Source organism: Sorangium sp. So ce385 (assembly GCF_051474135.1).
GTDB classification, from domain to species: Bacteria; Myxococcota_A; Polyangia; order Polyangiales; family Polyangiaceae; genus Sorangium; species Sorangium cellulosum_D.
Window position 1 is genome coordinate 6,895,558 of sequence record NZ_CP150337.1, and the last position, 17,587, is coordinate 6,913,144.

11 protein-coding genes and 1 tRNA gene are annotated in these 17,587 nt (G+C 71.2%); 6 read left to right on the forward strand and 6 right to left on the reverse strand.

Annotated features, from left to right (window positions below):
• Window positions 1–25: 25 nt before the first annotated feature.
• Entirely contained in the window at window positions 26–4,174 is a 4,149-nt protein-coding gene (locus WME83_RS25005; RefSeq protein WP_437321793.1) for a non-ribosomal peptide synthetase, read from the forward strand.
• A 68-nt stretch (window positions 4,175–4,242) separates the two neighbouring features.
• Here the strand turns inward: WME83_RS25005 and WME83_RS25010 are convergent, their stop codons facing one another.
• The 4 genes from WME83_RS25010 to WME83_RS25025 all read right to left on the reverse strand — a co-directional run bounded on the left by WME83_RS25010 (window position 4,243) and on the right by WME83_RS25025 (window position 7,702).
• Window positions 4,243–5,418, reverse strand: coding sequence for a hypothetical protein (locus WME83_RS25010; RefSeq protein WP_437321794.1), 1,176 nt, complete (start codon window positions 5,416–5,418; stop codon window positions 4,243–4,245).
• Complete coding sequence (locus WME83_RS25015; protein ID WP_437321795.1) at window positions 5,415–6,566, reverse strand: acyl-CoA dehydrogenase family protein; 1,152 nt, start codon at window positions 6,564–6,566, stop codon at window positions 5,415–5,417. Before WME83_RS25015 ends, WME83_RS25010 begins: the two co-directional genes overlap by 4 nt.
• Entirely contained in the window at window positions 6,563–6,778 is a 216-nt protein-coding gene (locus WME83_RS25020) for an acyl carrier protein (RefSeq protein WP_437321796.1), read from the reverse strand. Before WME83_RS25020 ends, WME83_RS25015 begins: the two co-directional genes overlap by 4 nt.
• Window positions 6,779–6,853: 75 nt before the next feature.
• The gene (locus WME83_RS25025) at window positions 6,854–7,702 is read right to left on the reverse strand and encodes a 3-hydroxyacyl-CoA dehydrogenase family protein (RefSeq protein ID WP_437321797.1); all 849 of its coding nucleotides are present in this window, start codon (window positions 7,700–7,702) and stop codon (window positions 6,854–6,856) included.
• A gap of 348 nt (window positions 7,703–8,050) precedes the next feature.
• Here WME83_RS25025 and WME83_RS25030 point away from each other — a divergent pair, with 348 nt between their 5' ends.
• Window positions 8,051–9,601, forward strand: coding sequence for a PLP-dependent lyase/thiolase (locus tag WME83_RS25030; protein WP_437321798.1), 1,551 nt, complete (start codon window positions 8,051–8,053; stop codon window positions 9,599–9,601).
• Window positions 9,602–9,818: 217 nt separating this feature from the next.
• Window positions 9,819–11,411: an MBL fold metallo-hydrolase gene (locus WME83_RS25035; RefSeq protein WP_437321799.1), complete on the forward strand. Its 1,593-nt coding sequence runs from the start codon at window positions 9,819–9,821 to the stop codon at window positions 11,409–11,411.
• Between the two features lie 114 nt (window positions 11,412–11,525).
• Here the strand turns inward: WME83_RS25035 and WME83_RS25040 are convergent.
• Window positions 11,526–11,600: transfer RNA gene (locus WME83_RS25040), tRNA-Glu, on the reverse strand.
• A gap of 186 nt (window positions 11,601–11,786) precedes the next feature.
• Complete coding sequence (locus WME83_RS25045) at window positions 11,787–12,026, reverse strand: hypothetical protein (RefSeq protein WP_437321800.1); 240 nt, start codon at window positions 12,024–12,026, stop codon at window positions 11,787–11,789.
• 371 nt (window positions 12,027–12,397) lie between these two features.
• On the opposite strand from WME83_RS25045, the gene WME83_RS25050 reads away from it, so the two are divergent.
• The 3 genes from WME83_RS25050 (at window position 12,398) to WME83_RS25060 (ending at window position 17,562) form a co-directional block, all read left to right on the forward strand.
• Window positions 12,398–14,575 (forward strand): TonB-dependent receptor plug domain-containing protein, encoded by a 2,178-nt coding sequence (locus tag WME83_RS25050; RefSeq protein ID WP_437321801.1) that lies wholly within the window; start codon window positions 12,398–12,400, stop codon window positions 14,573–14,575.
• Complete coding sequence (locus tag WME83_RS25055) at window positions 14,572–15,651, forward strand: HmuY family protein (RefSeq protein ID WP_437321802.1); 1,080 nt, start codon at window positions 14,572–14,574, stop codon at window positions 15,649–15,651. Before WME83_RS25050 ends, WME83_RS25055 begins: the two co-directional genes overlap by 4 nt.
• 126 nt (window positions 15,652–15,777) lie before the next feature.
• A complete protein-coding gene (locus WME83_RS25060) occupies window positions 15,778–17,562 on the forward strand; it encodes a hypothetical protein (RefSeq protein ID WP_437321803.1) in 1,785 nt (594 codons plus the stop codon).
• The last annotated feature ends 25 nt before the right edge of the window (window positions 17,563–17,587 follow it).

A 17,587-nucleotide genomic window follows, 5' to 3' on the forward strand; every position in this document is an offset into this window, starting at 1 on the left:
GAACGCAGAGACCGAGGAAGCACCGATGAGCACGAACAAGCCGCGAGACCCCGAGACCGAGCTCAGCCCGGAAGAGCGGCTCCAGCGGCAGATTGCGCACCTGTCCCCCGCGCAGCGCGAGCTCCTGCTCCTGCGCCTCGCGCGGCGCACGCAGGGGATGGCGCCGCGCCGCGTCGAGCTCGTGGCCGGCCCGCGATCCCCGGACATCGAGGTCCCGCTCTCCTTCGCGCAAGAGCGGATGTGGTTCCTCGAACGCCTGTCTCCCGGCGATCCTGACCGGATCCTCTGCGGCGCCCTGAGGCTCCGCGGTCCGCTCGCCCGCGCCGCGCTGCAGGCGGCGCTGGACGCGATCGTCGCCCGCCACGAGCCGCTTCGGGCCAGCATCTCCACGCGGGATGGCCGGCCGGTGCAGGCCATTCATGAGCCCGCGCCGGCGCCCTTGCGCGAGCTCGATATCTCGTCCCTCGCCGCGGACGAGCGCGAGGCCGAGCGCCAACGCCTCGTCGCCGAGGAGAGCCGGACGCCATTCGACCTGAGCGCGGGCCCCTTGCTACGCGCGAGCCTCGTGCGGGTCGACGCCGACGACCACACGCTCCTCTTGGCGATGCACCACATCGCGGCGGACGGCTGGTCCATCGGCGTGGTGATGGCCGAGCTGCAGCAGCTCTACGCGGCGTTGGTCCGTGGGCGCGAGCCGGGTTTACCGCCGCTGCCCGTGCAGTACGGCGACTTCGCCCGCTGGCAGCGCGACGAGCTCGACAAGGGCGGGCTCGAGAGAGAGCTCGGCTACTGGCGCATGCAGCTCGCCGACCCCCCTCCCGTGCTCGCCCTTCCGCCGGATCGCCGGAGCGCCGTCGGCCGAGGGTCGCGCGGCCGCACCTGCGGCGCCGCGCTCGATCGGGGCCTCCGCGCCGCGCTCGAGCAGCTCGCGCGCGACGAACAGACGACCCTGTTCGTGACGCTGCTGTGCGGCTTCATGGTGCTGCTGCAGCGGCTCACCGAGCGCGAGGACCTGATCGTCGGTTTACCGGTCAGCGGGCGCTCCCGCGTCGAGACCGAGCCGATGGTCGGCCTGTTCATCAACACGCTCGTGCTCCGGGCCAAGGTCTCGGGCACGCTCAGCTTCCGCGACAACCTGGCCCGGGTTCGGCGGGCTCTCCTCGATGGCCTCGATCATATCGAGATCCCCTTCGAGCGCTTGGTGCAGGAGCTCGCGCCGGAGCGGAGCTCGGGGAGCCACCCGCTCTTCGACATCGTCTTCAACTTGACGCCTCGCCAGACGCGACGCCTCGACCTCCCCGGGCTCGACGCTCGCTTCGAGGCTCCGCCCGAGCGAAGCACCAAGTTCTCGATGGAGTTTTACGCCACCGAATTCGACGAAGCCCTGGAATTCGAGCTGCTCTACCCGAGCGAGCGGTACAGTGACGCTCGGATGCGGCTCTTCCTCGCACAGTACCAGGCCCTCCTGGCCGAGGCTTGCCGACAGCCAGACGTGGCCTGTGCTCGGCTCGACCTGTCCAAGGTCGACGATGCTCGAGCCGACCCGAGCCAGCCGATCGAGCCTGACGACTACGAGCCGCTCGTCCATACCATCGCTCGTCACGTCGCCGACGTCCCGGCCAGCACCGCGCTCGCGCAGGGCACCACGGTGCTCAGCTACGGCCAGCTCGCCGAGGCGATGGCGGGGGTCGCCGATCTGCTCGAGGCTCGTGGCCTCGGGCCAGGGGATGTCGTGGCCGTCACTGGTGCACGGAGCGTTCGTGTAGTCACGGCCATGGCAGGCGTGTTTCTCCGCCGGTGCATGCTCTTGACGCTCAGCCCGGAACTCCCGCCCGAGCGTCGCCGCGTGATGTGCCGTGAGGCAGGCGTACGCGCGCTGCTGTACACGGGCACACGGCCCGAAGAGCTCGGCGAGCTCGGCGACGTCGCGTTCATCGACCTCGACGAGGTGCGCTCGTCTCCCGAGCCCTCGTTCGCCGCCCACCTGGCGCGTGTCCCGCGGGTCGCGGACCGAGCGGAGCCGGCCTACGTGTTCTTCACGTCGGGGAGCACGGGCGTACCCAAAGGGGTGCTGGGCACGACCGCTGGGCTCGCCCACTTCCTGGCCTGGCAGCGGACAACCTTCAGCGTGGGCCCGGGGGATCGCTGCGCTCAGATCACCGGCCTCAGCTTCGACGTGATCCTCGACGACATGTTCCTGCCGCTCAGCTCGGGGGCCACCCTGGTGCTGCCCGTCGACCTCGACGCGCTCTCCGGTCCGCGGATCCTTCGTTGGTTCGCGGAGGAAAGGGTGACCGTCGTGCATACGGTGCCCTCGGTCCTCGCGTCGTGGCTGCGGGGTCCGGCGGAGCGCCCCCTGGACGGCCTGCGCTGGCTGTTCTCGACCGGCGAGCCGCTGAGCGGCAGCGTGGTCGAGCGCTGGCGAGCGCGGTGTAGCGGCGCGGTGGTCAACCTCTACGGGCCGACCGAGACGATACTCGAGAAATTCTTCCACATCGTCTCCACCCCGGCCCAGGAAGGCATCCAGCCTCTCGGACGACCGATGCCGTACACACAGGTGCTGGTGCTCGACGAGCAGCGGCGGCTCTGCGCGCTCGGAGAGCCCGGCGAGATCGCGATCCGCACGCCCTTCCGCAGCCTCGGCTATATCAACGCGCCTGATGAGCAGCGGCGGCGTTTCATCCCCAACCCCTGGGGCACGCGCGCCGACGATCTCCTGTACCTGACGGGTGACCGCGGCGTGCTCGAAGCCGACGGGCTCTTGCGCTTCCTCGGCCGCATCGATCACCAGCTCAAGATTCGTGGCGTCCGGGTCGAGCCGAGCGAGGTCGCCGCGGGGCTCAGCGAGCACCCGGACGTGGCGAGCTGCGCCGTGGTAGCTCGCGAGGACGGGTCTTCCGGTCTCACGCTCGTGGCTTACGTGGTGCCCGCCGAGAGCCAGCGGATCCACATCGGACGCCTGCGGGGCTTCCTGCGCCGGAGCCTCCCCGAGCCGATGATCCCGAGCTCGTTCGTGATCCTCGACGCGCTCCCGCTGACGGCCAACCACAAGCTCGATCGAGCCCGCCTGCCTCCGCCGGGGCCCGAGCGGCCCGCGTTGGAAGGTCACTACATCGGCCCGCGCGACGAGACCGAGCTCGCGCTGGTCGCCCTCTGGGAAGCCCTGCTCAAGGTCCAGCCGATCGGGGTCACCGACAGCTTCTTCGAGCTGGGTGGTCACTCGCTGCTCGCCCTTCACCTCCTCGCCGAGGTCGAGGCCCGCCTCGGGGTTCGGGTGCAGCTCGCCGCGTTCATCGAAGGGCCAACGATCGAAAACCTCGCGGCGCTGGCGCGCGCAGGCCGACCTGTCAGCTCGCTCGTCACGCTCGCCCCGGGCGAAGGTGTCCCACTCTTCCTCGTGCATCCAGGTGGCGGGATGCTGTGGAACTACGTGCCGCTGGTCCGGCGGCTCCGCGGCGTGGCCCCGCTCTTCGGGCTCCAGGCCCGCGGGCTCGACGACGACGAGCCGCCCCACGACGACCTCCGCGCCATGGCGGAGCACTACGTCAACCTCGTCGTGCAAGCACGACCGGAGGGGCCCGTACGGCTCGCCGGTCACTCGCTCGGCGGGCTCATCGCCGTCGAGATGGCGAGCCTGCTCCACCGCGCCGGCCGTGGCGTCGAGCTCGTGGCGCTGTTCGATACGATGCTGCGGCCGCCGCGGACGTCAGAGCTTCCCGACGAGCGGACACGCGATGCTCGCTCGCTCCTCCAGATGGTCCAGGTCATCGAGCGCTTCACGGGCCGCTCCACGGGCCTCGGGCTGGATGGCTTGCTCAACCTCGATACCGATCAGCAGCTCGACCGCGTCATGGATGCGCTGGTCCGGATCGACGCGCTCCCGGTCGGACACGGGCCTGCACGGATCCGTCGCCTGCTGAACGTGAGCAAGGCCCATGGGCTCGCGTGGCGGACACATCTCCCGCGCCCCTGCCCGGTCCCGCTCGTGCTCTTCCGGGCCGAGCAGGCCGACCACGACCTATCCGAGGTAGACCTGGCCACGCTCGGCTGGGGGACGGTGGCCGAGGTCGACGTCTGTACGGTTCCCGGAGACCACGTCACCATGATGCAGGAGCCCAACGTGGTCGTGCTCGCCGACGCGCTTCATCCCCGACTCGCAGGTCGCTCTGGCTGAGCGCGCGGCGCCGCTGCCAGGGAACGCGAGCGCTCCAGCCGACGAAGCGAACCGCCGCCGTCCAGTCCTCATCCCGCTGATCCCTTGAACGAGCGGGTCACGGGATCGGGCCATCGCCGCGGGTCGAGGCCCTTCTGGCTGAGGAACCCGTAGACCCAGCGCTCGAGGCCAAAGCCCATGCAAGCGCTCTCGGCCAGCTGACCATCCGAGCGCCGCGTGCCATAGACCTTCGTGTAGAAGTCGCGGTGCAGGTTGAAGCTGGCGGCCGCCAGCGGCCGGCCACGGTGCGGGAGGTCGAAGAGCAGCTCGTACTTCACCTCACCCATCCTTTGGTAGATCGCCTTGTCCCGATTCGCGTCGAGGAAGAAGGGGTCGTTGGCGAGCTCGACACGAACGTCGAGCTCGAGCTCTCGGCACAGCGCGATGCAGGCCTCGACCACCTGCTCCCGGAGATCGTGGAGCTGCTCGTAGCTGCCAAAGAACACGATATCACGGACGCTGAAGTCCCAGGCTCGGGTCAGCGGGCGGACGTTCGCGCCTTCGTAGCGGAACACGTGGTTCTGCATCGTCAGCGTGCGCACCTCGCCTGGTCCGAGCACGACGTCGCGTTGCTGTCGGTAGCAAGGCAGGCAGACCCCCGGCGTGAGCACGTGGCGCGGCGGACACAGTCGATCCGCGAGGGTCTCGGCGAAGCTCCCCTTGGCCTGCCGCGCCTCGGCGGCGACCGACTCGAGCACCGGCAGGCTGTCGGGCAAGTGGCAGCAGAACGTAGCGTGCTGCGGAAAGTGAGCGAAATAGCCGACCTCTTCGAGGATCTCTGCCAGGACCAGCGCGGGATAGTGGTGCTCCTCGGCGCCGAAGCTGGCTGCGAGCGCCCGGAAGCGGGCCTCGAACCATCGGAACAGAACGAGGAGCGGGCCCGCCAAGCCGCAGAGCCCGGCGCCGAGCTGCAGCAGGTGGGGCGAGGCCGCGAGCTCCTCGTCGATGTCCTGGACCTCGACGCTCGAGACCCGATGCTCACGCACGACCTTCGGGGAGATGCGCCGGTGCATCCGGAGCATGCTCAGCACGACCGCGTCGATCCGCTCTGCGCTCTCGGGCCGGACCAGCTCGACATGCAGCGAGCCGGTCGCGGCGTCGTGCTCGACCCGCACGACGTTGTCGCGGTCGAGCTGGAGAGCCTCGACCATCGCCTGCGCCGCGGCCGGGCGAGCCGCCCCGAGCTGGTAGGTCCGCACGGTCATGACGGTCGCTGACAGGCGTGGCGAGCGATGATGGTCTCGAGCACCTGCGTGCTCCCCTCGATGATCTCCATGATCCGGGCGTCGCGAAACCAGCGTTCGATCGGCTGGTCGGGCCCGCAGCCGCGCGCGCCATGCAGCTGCACCGTGTCGTAAGCTACTCGGTTGACCATCGTCGACGCGAAGTACTTGGCCATCGCTGCTTCCTTGACCGCGTCCGGGCTGAGCCGGCCGCGGAGCTCGCCCGCGCTCTGGCACATCAGCCGAGCTGCGTGAATGTCCGTCATCATCCGGCTGATCATCCGCTGGACCAGCTGGAGGTCGCTCAGCGGACCTCCGAATTGCTGGCGCGAGCTCGTGTGTACCCGGGAAGCGTCGAGGCAGGCTTGCGCGAGGCCGACGCAGCCCCAGGCCAGGTTGTAGCGCCCCGCGTCCAGGCCAGCCGCGGCCACGTAGCTCAGGCCGAGGCCCGGGCAGCCGAGCAGGTGCTCGGCCGGGATCGAACAGCCCTCGAAGTGGATCCGCGCGAGCTGATAGCCGCGGCAGCCGAGCATGTCGTGGATCGGTTCGATACGCAGGCCGTCGGTGGCGCGCGGGACGATGAACGCGCAGGGCCCCTGGTCCGAGCCGGTCAGCACCACGAACAGATGCGCGATCTGCCCGCAGGTGATCCACTGCTTGCAGCCGGAGATCACGAAGCGGCCGGCCTCACCCTCGGCCCAGGTCTCGACCGCGGCGGCGTCGCTCCCGACGTTGGGTTCGGTGATCGCGAACGCGGCCAGGAGCTCGCCCGAGCTCAGCCGCGGCAGCCATCGCTGCTTCTGCTCGGAGGACGCGCCGCGGACGATGGCGCTCCCCGCCATGTGGTGGACGTTCAGCAGGCCCTGGACCGAAGCGCTCTCGTACCCGAGCGCCTCGTGGAGCAGGCCGTGGCGGATCCACGCGTCGGCGGCCTGCGGGCCGCGCTCCACGGTCCCGCCGAAGCGGGTCGGGAAGCCGCTCGCGAACAGGCCTTCGGCCACGAGCGCGTCGATCGTCGCTGGCGGGATGGCTTGCGCGCGATCGATCGTCGCAGCCACCGGCCGCACATGCTCCCGGGCGAACGCCTGGATCCTCGTTCGGTAGTCGGCGTGGGCGTCGAGCACGCTCACGCCCCGGGGTCCAGCTTCGACCGCACCAGCTTCGCGATCGCGTTGATGCTCTTGAAGTTCGCCATGTCGAGGTCGGAGCCGTCGATCTCGATGTTGAACTCACGCTCGACGAAGGCCACCAGCTGGATCGCGAAGAGTGAGTTGCCGAAACCGAGCGAGAAGATGTCGTCGTCGTCCCCGAGCGCGCGCCCGTTGAACGAGCGCGACATCATGGTACGGATTGGGCTCTTGATGGAGTCGTCGGGCATATGGTTCGATCGATTCGCCAGGGGTGGGGCTGGCGCGGTTCAGTCGTAGGTGTAGAAGCCTTTACCGCCCTTGCGCCCGATGTGGCCCGCGTACACGAGCTTCTTGAGCAGCGGGCACGGTCGGTACTTGTCATCTTCCAGCTCGCCGTGGATCACCTCGAGCGAGCGCAGCACGGTGTCGAGGCCGATCAGGTCCGCGGTCTCCAGCGGGCCCATCTTGTGGCCGAAGCAGGACTTGAACAGGCGGTCCACCTCCTGGATCGACGCCACCCCCTCGTGTACGAGGAACATCGCCTCGTTGACGAACAGCATCATCACGCGGTTGGTGACGAAGCCGGGCGAATCGTTGACGACGATCGCGCTTCGACCAGCCTGTCCAGCCAGCTCGCAGGCGGCGCGCAGGCAGGCCTCGCTGGTGTGCACGGCGCGGATGACCTCGACCGTCGGCATGAGCGGGACCGGGTTCATGAAGTGCATGCCCACGACCCGCGCTTGCGCGTCGTGGGCCGAAGCGATGCGGGTGATGGGGATCGCCGAGGTGTTGGCCGCGACCGGGACATCGGGGCCGACGATCTGATCGATGCGCTGGTGGAGCGGGCGCTTCAGCGCCCAGTCCTCGGTGATGTTCTCGATCACGAACTCGGCATCGGCGAGGGCTTCGAGGTTCGTGGTGGGGTGGAGTCGGACGGCCACGTCGTCCGGCGGGGCCGCCGTTTTGTCGAGCAGGCGAAAGAAGCGAGCCTGCCTGGCGACGTTTCCCATCACCAGGCCGAGCTGCCGCTCATCGCTGTCGACAAGGACCACCTCGATGCCAACACCCGCGAGTAGGTGGGCCACGCCGGACCCGATGACGCCAGCTCCGACCACAGCGATTCGTCGAAATCCCATCCCCCGTGCTTCCCTCTGGGTCGAACCAGCGAACCCACCTGGTGAACACGCGCGAAGGTATAGTTCTCGTGGATCGCCGCTGTCAACCTGTGCCCTCGCTTCAAAGGGGTTATGGAAAATCTCGAAGGAAGGAGATTGCGATTCTCCGGAAATCGAGCCCGTCGTCCAGCGGGCACATATCCGCCCGGTCAGGGCTGATTCCGACCAGACCGGTTCGCCATGACCAGGCTGTCCTGACCAAACGCCTTGTGGAGCGCCGCTGACGGCTCCTGCCCTGCGCGGAGCGGCTCGGCCGCCTCCGCGTCGCGCGGGATCGCGCGCCGGGCTACCGAGCTATGCAGTGCCAAGGTGGTTGACAGCCTCGGCGAACCAATGAATGTAGCTTTCGTCAGCGTCGGCCGACTTGGTCACAGGAGGGGTCACCATGACTCATGCCCGCAGCTCCATGGCTCCACGGCACCGCAGCGCTCAAGGGCTCATCGACGCGATGAACGGCAGCGTCGTGGGCTGCTGACCATGGCCGCCACCTCGCTCCGCTGCTCCGGCTGCGGCGCCCTCGCCCCGCCCCTGCGCGAGCAGCCCTACCCGTTCCGCTGCGGGCGCGCGACGGACGGCGATGGCGTCGACCATGTCATGGAGCGCATCCTCGATGGGCGAGGGCTCTCCTTCCCTGCGGGCGGCGAGGCGAGCCCGTTCGCGCGGTACCGCACGCTCTTTCATGTCTATCACACGGCGCTCGCCGGCGGGCTCGGCGACGCCGAGTACCTCGCCCTCGTCGATCGCCTCGACGCGCGGCTCGCGTCGGCCTGCGGGCGTGGCTTCCGCGTCACGCCGCTCGCCTGCAGCGAGGCGCTGAGCCGGGCGCTGGGCTTCGCGCCGGGCGGTGGCGTGTGGGTGAAGGATGAGACCGGCGGCGTCGGCGACTCCCACAAGGCGCGGCACCTCATGGGGATTCTCCTCTACCTTGAGGTGATCGAGCGCCTCGCGCGGCCGCGCCTCGCGCCGCTGGCGATCGCGAGCTGCGGGAACGCGGCGCTCGCCGCCGCGGTGGTTGCGCACGCCCAGGGACGCGCTCTCCGTGCCTATGTACCGCCCGACGCAGATTCGCACGTCCTCGCACGGCTGGCGGAGCTCGGCGCCGAGGGGATCGTCTGCCCACGTACGCCCGGGCTTGTCGGCGATCCCTGCGTAAGGGCCTTCCGCCGTGCCGTCGCCCAGGGCGCGCTCCCGTTCGCGTGCCAGGGCCGGGAGATCGGCCTCGCGATCGACGGCGGTGCCACCCTGGGCGCCGAGCTCGCGGACGAGGGGCCGCCCTTCGATCGCGTGCTGGTGCAGGTCGGCGGCGGCGCGCTCGCGGCGGCGATCATGCAAGGCTTCGCTGATGCCCTGGCGCTGGGCCGGATCTCCGCGCTGCCGCGCTTCCACGCCGTGCAGTCCGGCGCGGTCTCCCCGCTCCCGCGCGCCTGGGAGCGTGTGACCGCGCGCGTCCTCGGGCGCCTCGGCGCGGACCCGGCGGCCCCCTTCGCGGTCCGCGCCTCCCGGATCTGCGCCGCCGATCCCGCTCTCATCGCCGAGGCGCTGCGCCACGCGGCAGCCCACCGCGCCGACTTTATGTGGCCCTGGGAGGGCGAGCCGCGCAGCCTGGCGCGCGCCATCATCGACGACGAGACCTATGACTGGCTCGCCGTGGTGCGCGGCATGCTCATCACGGGCGGCTACCCCATCACGGTCTCCGAGCCCACGCTCGCCCGCGCCAACGCGCTGGCGCGCGAGGCCACTGGGATCACCGTCGGCCCGAGCGGCTCGGCGGGGCTCGCCGGGTTGATCGAGCTCCTCGCCGCCGAGCCCGCGGTGGCCGCCGGCCGGGTCGCGGTCATCTTCTCTGGCGTGCGCGGCTGAGGGAGTGTCGTCCATGCGGGCAGACCTCGGTGCGACGCTGCCGGCGTACATGATTTCCGGGGCACACGTGGCCGTGGAGGCCTGGCCGCTCACGCCGAACGGAAAGCTCGAGCGGCGCGCGCTGCCGACGCCCTGCCGCCCGAGCGGGCGCCAGGCGCATGGCCCCGCGTAGCACCTCGGCGAAGACCGCGATGAAGGTCGCAGAGCAGGATGAAGTGTGAACCAAGACAAGCTGTATCTCCGGTCCAATGTGGTGATGGAGCCGCTCGTGTCCCAGTGGTATGCGTGGCTCTACCTCATCGCTCCGTCCACGGCGCCGTTTTACGTGGCGAACCAGCACCTCAAGATCATGCAGTCGTTCGTGGAGAGACCGATGTTCCACGTGGCGGCGCTGAAGAACCCGCAGCTCATCGGCGGCCCGTTCCTCAACCACGGCGTCGACAAGGTGCCCGAGATCAAGCGTCTCCTCGAGGTGACCGCGCACGAGCAGGCAGCGCTCGTCGAGCTCGCGGCCGCCTTGAAGGCGCTCGACGGCCTGCTGAGCGAGCACGACAAGGGCATGTCGCTGGAGGAGCTCTACCCCAGGGTCCCCGAGCCGCTACGAGGCTATGTCGAGCTCTGCTACGACCTGCGCAACCAGCCCTCCGCGCGCCTCATCGAGGCCATGCTCTACCGTAGCCCGTACTATCGCGAGGCGTCGCAGAGCCTGCTCTTGTGGCGCATGGACCGGGACGAGCGCTCGTTCATCTTCAGCACCCCGCGCCTGGAGGACGAAGCGAGCCTGCTCCTTCGCCGCCCCTTCCGCGCCCCGGCGGTGCGCGAGCTGTGCGAGCTGCGCGCGCGCCCCGCGCCCTTCGACCATTACAAGGAGCTCCTCGACGCTCCAGCCGGAAAGGAGGATCTGGTCCGATCGTTCCTCACGGACGAGCCGCCGCCGCCGCCTCCGCGCTACGAGGGGCGTGGGGTGCGCGTCCGCTATTTTGGCCACGCCTGCGTGCTCATCGAATCGAGGGGCGTCTCCATCCTGACCGACCCCTCGGTGAGCTACCGCTATCCCACCGACCTGCCCCGCTACACGCTGGATGACCTGCCTGCGCGCATCGACTACGCCCTCATCACGCACGCCCACGCCGATCACCTGATGCTCGAGACCCTGCTCGCCATCCGGCCGCGCCTCGGCACCGTCGTCGTGCCGCGGAGCAACGGCTCGCTGCAAGACCCCTCGCTCCGGCTCGCGCTGCGCCAGATCGGCTTCAACAACGTGGTCGAGCTCGATGAGCTGGAGGAAATCGAGGTCGAGGGCGGCGCGATCGTGGGCATCCCCTTCTTCGGCGAACACGGCGATCTGAATATTCGCGCCAAGCTCGCCTTCCTCGTGCGCCTGCAAGAAAAGACCATCGTCGCGGCCGCTGACTCCAATGCGCTCGAGCCCATGCTGTACCGGCGCATCCGGGACGTGTTCGGAGCGGTCGACACGCTGTTCCTGGGGATGGAGTGCGAGGGGGCACCCATGAGCTGGGCTTATGGGCCCCTGATGATGGCGCCGCTCGCGCGCAAGATGGACCAGTCGCGAAGGCTCTGCGGATCCGATGCGCGACGCGCTGGCGAGATCGTCGACCTGCTCGGGCCCCGCCAGGTCTTCGTGTACGCGATGGGCCAGGAGCCCTGGCTGGGCCACGTGATGGGGCTGCGCTACACGGAGACATCGCCCCAGATCGTCCAATCGAACGCGCTCGTCGCGCGCTGCCAGGCCAGCGGCGTCTGCGCGGAGCGGCCCTATTGCTCGCGGGAGATCGAGTTTCTCCCATGAGGGCCCTCGATCGTCACGGCCATCGAGACCGCCGAGGCGAAGCGCTTCTGGATCGAGGGAATCGCGGTGGTCGGGCGGATGCTGGCGACCGACGTGCGATGGTTCTTGACTCTGCGTCCCCAGCGGGATTCGAACCCGCGTAGCAGCCTTGAAAGGGCTGAGTCCTGGGCCGGGCTAGACGATGGGGACCGGCGATGCGGCGCGGGAACCTACCGTCCGTCGTCGAGCAATGCAAGCCCAACTCGCGTCGCCCGTTCCGTCCGGCCCCGCCCCCGCGAAGCCCGCGGCACGAACCGGCCGCTCGGCGGCTCGTCGCGGCGGGCTTCGCGGGGGCAGGCGCCGGTCCCGGCGGCCTCGCTGCCCGCGGACGTGGGCTCAGCCGGACTGAGCCGGCGTCCACGCGGGAGCGTCGCTCGCGGGGAACGAGTCCTCCACGGTCTCGTCGACCTTCTGTTCCGGCTCCTTGTCCGCCGTGGCCTCGTGGCCCTCCACGGGGTCCCCCGGGACGTGCCTGTGCTGTCCGCTCCCGGCCTTCCGGTCGTGCGAGGGCGCGTCGGCGGCGCTCCTGGACGTCTCGGCCCCTCGTTCCTCCGATCCCTTCTCGTTCGGCTTCATGCGCACCTCCTCGGGCTGTTCCGGCTTCTCCAGACCACCTGGAGCCGTCGAGGCGCACCGCAAGGGGCCAACCGGGCGCCGGTGAGCCTGGCGCAGCCGCTCGTCCGGCACGGACCTCCCTCCCTGCGCGGGGCCTCGCCCTGCCGCCGCGGGGCCCTGCCCTGCCCTTGCGCCGCGCGCCGCGCGGCCTGCACGCCGCGTCCCTGCGCCTTCCGCGACGCGACCTCCCGCGCCCGAACCGCTGGACGGCCACGATGAATCGGGCGACCATACGCACCGCGCAACCCACCTTGCGCCACACCGGCAGAGCTCTCCCCCATGCTTTCGCTGCTGCGCCTCGAGCCTGCCGTTTCGACGTCCCCGGGAGGACCGTGCACCGCCGCCGGCGCCTGACGCGCGCCGCGCAGCTCGCCTTCTGCCTCGGTCCGGCGCTCCTCTCGGCCGCCCCTTCGCGCCCGGCGCGCGCGCAGGTTGCGCCACCGGCGCAGCCTCCCCGACCGGCGCCCGCCGCGCAGCCGCCCGCGCGGCCCCAGGCGCAGCCCCAGCCCGCGCCCGCCACGCAGCCGCCCGCGCAGCCCCAGCCCGCGCCCCCCCAGCCCTCGCCTCCCCCTCCTCCCCCCGCCCCGCCCCCCCTCGAGGTCGTCGTCACCGGCACCCGCACCCCCGAGAGCAGCCAGCGCGCCACCGTGCGCACGCGCGTCATCTCCCGCGAGGAGGCCGAGCGCCGCGGCGCCACCAACGTCGCCGAGGCGCTCGACGGCGAGCTCGGCGTCCAGGTCAACTCGAGCGCCTACGGCGCCCTCGGCAACCCGAGCGCCATCCAGATCCAGGGCTTCGACCTCGACCGCGTCCTCGTCCTCGAGGACGGCGAGCGCGTCATCGGCGACAGCGGGGGCGCCATCGACCTCTCCTCCCTCCCGCTCAGCGACGTCTCCCGCATCGAGCTCGTCACCGGACCGACGAGCTCGCTCTACGGCGCGAGCGCCATCGGCGGCGTCGTCAACGTCCTCTCCGCCCCCCCGGCCCACCCGGGCTTCAGCGGCCGCGGCCGCGTCGAGGGGCGCAGCCGCGCCGGGCTCCTCGTCCAGACCTCCGGCGCCTACCGCGGCGAGCGCGCCTGGGCCAGCGCCGACGCCTCGTTCCAGCGGGAAGACAGCCTCACCCTCCTCGAGGACAGCGCCGCCACCGCCCTGCCCGAACGCGCGCAGCACCTCGTGGGCCTGCGCGCCGGCGCCGCGCTCGGCCGCGGCATCGACGTGCGCCTCCGCGCGCGGTGGATCCACGACGAGCAGGACGGCATCGAGCAGCCGCCACCGCTGCCAGGCCTCGGCGTCTACCGCATCGACGTCCCCGAGGTGACCGACCGCTTCACCCTCCACCTCACCGAGACGCTCGATCTCGGCGGAGGCTCCAGCCTGCGCCTCGCCGCCGGCCGCCAGTGGGCCTACCGGACGAGCGAGCGCAACCTGCGCGGCTCCCCCCGCTCGGAGCTGCGCGACCGCACGGGCTCCCTGCAGAGCTACGAGGCCATCGCCACCATCGCCCAGGGACGGCTCACCTGGGTCGCCGGCGCGCGCGCCGAGGTCGAGTCGCTCACCCAGGAGCTCGAGCGCACCGACGTCTCCACCTCGGGCATCTTCGAGAGCACCCTCGACGAGGTGCCCGACACCGAGCTCGGCAGCGCCGCCGTCTACGGCCAGCTCGCGTGGAAGCTCACCGACAGCCTCACCCTCATGCCCGGCGTCCGCGGCGAGTACTGGCCGCGCTACGGCGCCGTCCTCGCCCCACGCCTCGCCCTCGCCTACCGGCCCGCGCCGTCGCTCACGCTGCGCATCTCCGGCGGCCGCGGGTTCCGCGCGCCCAGCGCCAAAGAGCTCGGCTTCTCGTTCGATCACTCGGGCCTCGGCTACAAGCTCGAGGGCAATCCGGAGCTCGCCCCGGAGACGTCCTGGGGCGCGAACGGCGATGTTACATGGATTCCCAGAGAAGGCCTGACGGTGCGCGCCGGCGCCTTCGCGAACTGGGTCGACGACCTGATCGACTTCGACCCGAAACCCATCGACACCTCCGGCGGCGTCGACACGTATACCTACATGAACGTCGCCAAGGCGCGGACCGCAGGCGTCGAGCTCTCGGCGACGTTCCAGGCGGCGTCGTGGCTCCGCGCCGACGCCGGCTACGCCTACCTCTGGACGCGCGACGACACGGGCGATCGCCCGCAGCCGCTCTCCGGCAAGCCGCCGCACACCGCGCAGGCGGCCCTCCGCGCCGACCTGCCCTTCCAGCTCGAGCTCGTCGCCCGGCTGCGGACGATCGCCAGCGCGTTCATCGAAGTGGACGACCGCGGCGTGACCCGCCGCGCGCCCGGCTTCACCACGCTCGACGCGCGGCTCGCGCGGCCGCTCTGGCCCTCGTCGCAGGCCTACGTCGGCGTCAGGAACCTGCTGGGCGCACAGAAGGACCCCAACCGCCGCAACGATCACCGGCCCCTCGAGGGGCGCACCGTCTACCTCGGCGTCGTCGCCGAGCTACCGTGGGAGGACTCATGACACGATGGTCCGTCGCAACAGCCCTTCTCCTGCTCACCCCGGCGTGCAGCGACGACGTGGGAGGCGGAGGCGGCGAGCAGACCGAGGACGGCGCGCTCCTCGAGATCGAGGTGCCGGCCGAAGGCACCGTCTTCCTCCGCCTCGCCACGCCGGAGGTCGTCGTCCCCTCCGGCGATCCCGCGGCGTCCACCGACTGGGATCTCGCGTTCTCGGGGTACGACGTCTTCACCAACAGCGGCCTCAGCGGCCCGGGCGAAGGCGGGGCGCTGCCGCTCACCCTCGAGGACTACACGGCAGGCCAGCTGCCGAGCACGCCCTTCCTGCTCCAGGACGAGGCCGGCGGCGCCTTCACGGGGTGGTACGCCTACGACGGCGAGACGCACGTCGCCTTCAGCCGCTATCACATCCACGCGATCGAGCACGAAGGGCGGTACTGGAAGCTCCAGATCCTCTCCTTCTATGGCGAGGTCGACGGAGCGCCGGTCACGGGGCTCTACCAGCTCCGCTATGCCGAGGTGCTCCCCGACGGCTCCGGCCCGACCGTCGACATCGAGGATCTCGACGCGACCGCGGGCGGCATCGAGATGCCCGAGACCGCGCCGAGCGCCTGCCTCGACCTCGCGAGCGGCGAGCAGCTGATGCTCACGCCGGAAGAGGCGCGCGCATCGACGGCGTGGCACGTCTGCTTCCGCAGGTCCCAGATCAGCGTCAACGGCGAGCTCGGCGGCCCAGGGACCGCGCGCGGCGCCGATCTCCAGGAGCAGGAGGCGAGCTCGGAGTCGCTCGCCGAGGTCAAGGAGCGGACCGCCGCCTCGGAAGAAGCACGGTTCAACGCGGCCGACCACGCCGCCCTCACCGATCCCGCCGTCACTTACCGCGGCGACCACATCGCCACCGCCTTCACGGGGCGCTGGCTCGATCGCGGGTCGAGCCCCCCTGCGCCGGCGAAGGACGCCGCGTGGCTCGTCCAGAGCGCAGACGGCCAGTCGCGCTACGTGGCCGTCATCGAGCGCTTCGAGGGCGCGACGGACGCCTCGCCAGGTCGGGTGATAATGCGCGTCAAGCAGGTGGAATGACCGTCACTCCCGCCATTTGCGTTGCGGGACGGTCACAAGGGTGCGCGGCGCGTGACATCGCGCCAGGACCCGAGCATACTGCGCGCGCGCTAAGGGACGCCCTCACCCGTGGTAAGGAGTATGCTTATGACAGAGTCGCCTGCACCCGCATCGAGCGCCACAGGTCCGTCCCGCGGGACGCTGGACGGCGAGCGCGGGGCGACGCGGGCGCGCCGGGGGGGGCTGCTCGCCGCGGGGGCGCTCGCCGCGCTCGCCGCAGGCGCCTGCGGCGGCAAGGTGGTGGTCGACGGGTTCGAGCCGACCGACGGCACCGGCGGCTCCGGCGTGACCATGAGCTCCGCCACGCCAGGCACCTCGGGTGTCGGTCAAGGCGGCGAGATCGGCGAGGGCGGCGCGCCGCCGATTCCGCCCCTCGTGAAGGAAGAGTTCGCCGACGTCACCGCCGGAAAGAGCGTCCCGGTGCACGTCCCGCCTGGCACCCTCGGCATCACGGCCGTCGCTCAGCTCGTGACCTCGTCGCCGAGCTGGAATCCGGTCGGCATCGAGACCATCACCGGACCCGACGGTAGAGCGTTGGTGGCGGGGTACTCGATTCCCGGCACCCTGGCCCACTTCTTCAATCATGGCATTGGCACGGCCGCCGTACCGCAGACTGGCACAGCTGCCTCCGTGCCACTTGTGCCAGGCACGTACTGGATCACGGTCGGCGGCGGCGACTCCGGCACGCTGGCGGGGCCGGCGCGCCTCTCGGTGTGGCGCCGCCAGACGCTCGACGGGCGCTTTCACGGCGGGAAGATCGACGTCAACGCCTTCATCGCCGGAGACGCGGTCTCCGAGGACTACATGCGGCGCGCGCTGCGCTCTGCGTACAGCGGGTTCGTGGGGCTCGACGTGGGAGAACTCACCGTCCATCACCTCGGGTCGGAGTGGGCGGTCATCGACGAGGATCTCCTCCCCAGCGTGCTCGAGCAGACGGCGGGCGCCGCCGGCAGGCCGGCGCTCAACGTGATCGCGGTGGCAGATTTCACCGGGCGGCTCGAGATGGCGGCCGGCGCGACGCCCTCCGCGCCCTCGGTCGCGGTGGAGCACGGGACGCACCTCAGCGGCATCGTCGTCGCGCTCTTCGGGGATCTCGAGGCCGACGCCGTCATCCTGCGCCACGAGCTCGGCCATTTCGCGGGGTTGTTCCACACCACCGAGCTGGAGGCCGGCTACGCGGATCCGCTGGACGACACCGCGGAATGCGAGGACATGGGCCAGTCGTACGAGCGCTGCCCCGATTACGACAATCTCATGTTCCCGACGGGGGGCGACTTCTCGAGCACGATCACGCTGCAGCAGACGCGGATCATGCAGGCGAGCGCGCTCTACCGGGGCATCGTCGAGGACGGCGGCGGCGCGGCGTCTCCGCTGCCGGCCGAGCCGGGCGCGTCGGCGAGCGAGGCGCCCGTGGCGCCGCCGGCCCCGGGCGGGTCCGCCCGGGCTGGGGCGCCCGACCGCCGCGCCTGGGCGGCCGCGCTCTCGCCGCGCGCCGCGACCCTGCTCGCGGGGCACTTCTGCGGCCACAGCGCGGCCCTGGGCGCGGGCTTCTTCGGGTGGCTCCGCGCCGCCGGCGGCGCCGACGCCGATCGGCTGCTCGCGGTCGGCCGCGATCCAGGGGCGCCGGCGCACGTCAGGGCGCGCGCCCTCGCCGCGGCCGGCCGCGTCGCCGCGGCGTCTGCGCCCGCGGCGCGCGTGGCCGCGGAGCTGCAGGCCCTCGCCGCGGATCCGCGCCTGCCGAGGCGCGCGCGGCTCGGGGCCATCCAGGGGGTCGCCTCGGCCTCGCCCGACGCGGCCCGCGCGCTCGCGGCGCGGCTGGCCGCCGATCCCGACGAGGTGGTCGAGCAGATGGCCGCGCGCGCGGCGCGGTGAGCTCCGGCCACGCGCTCGGCGAGGG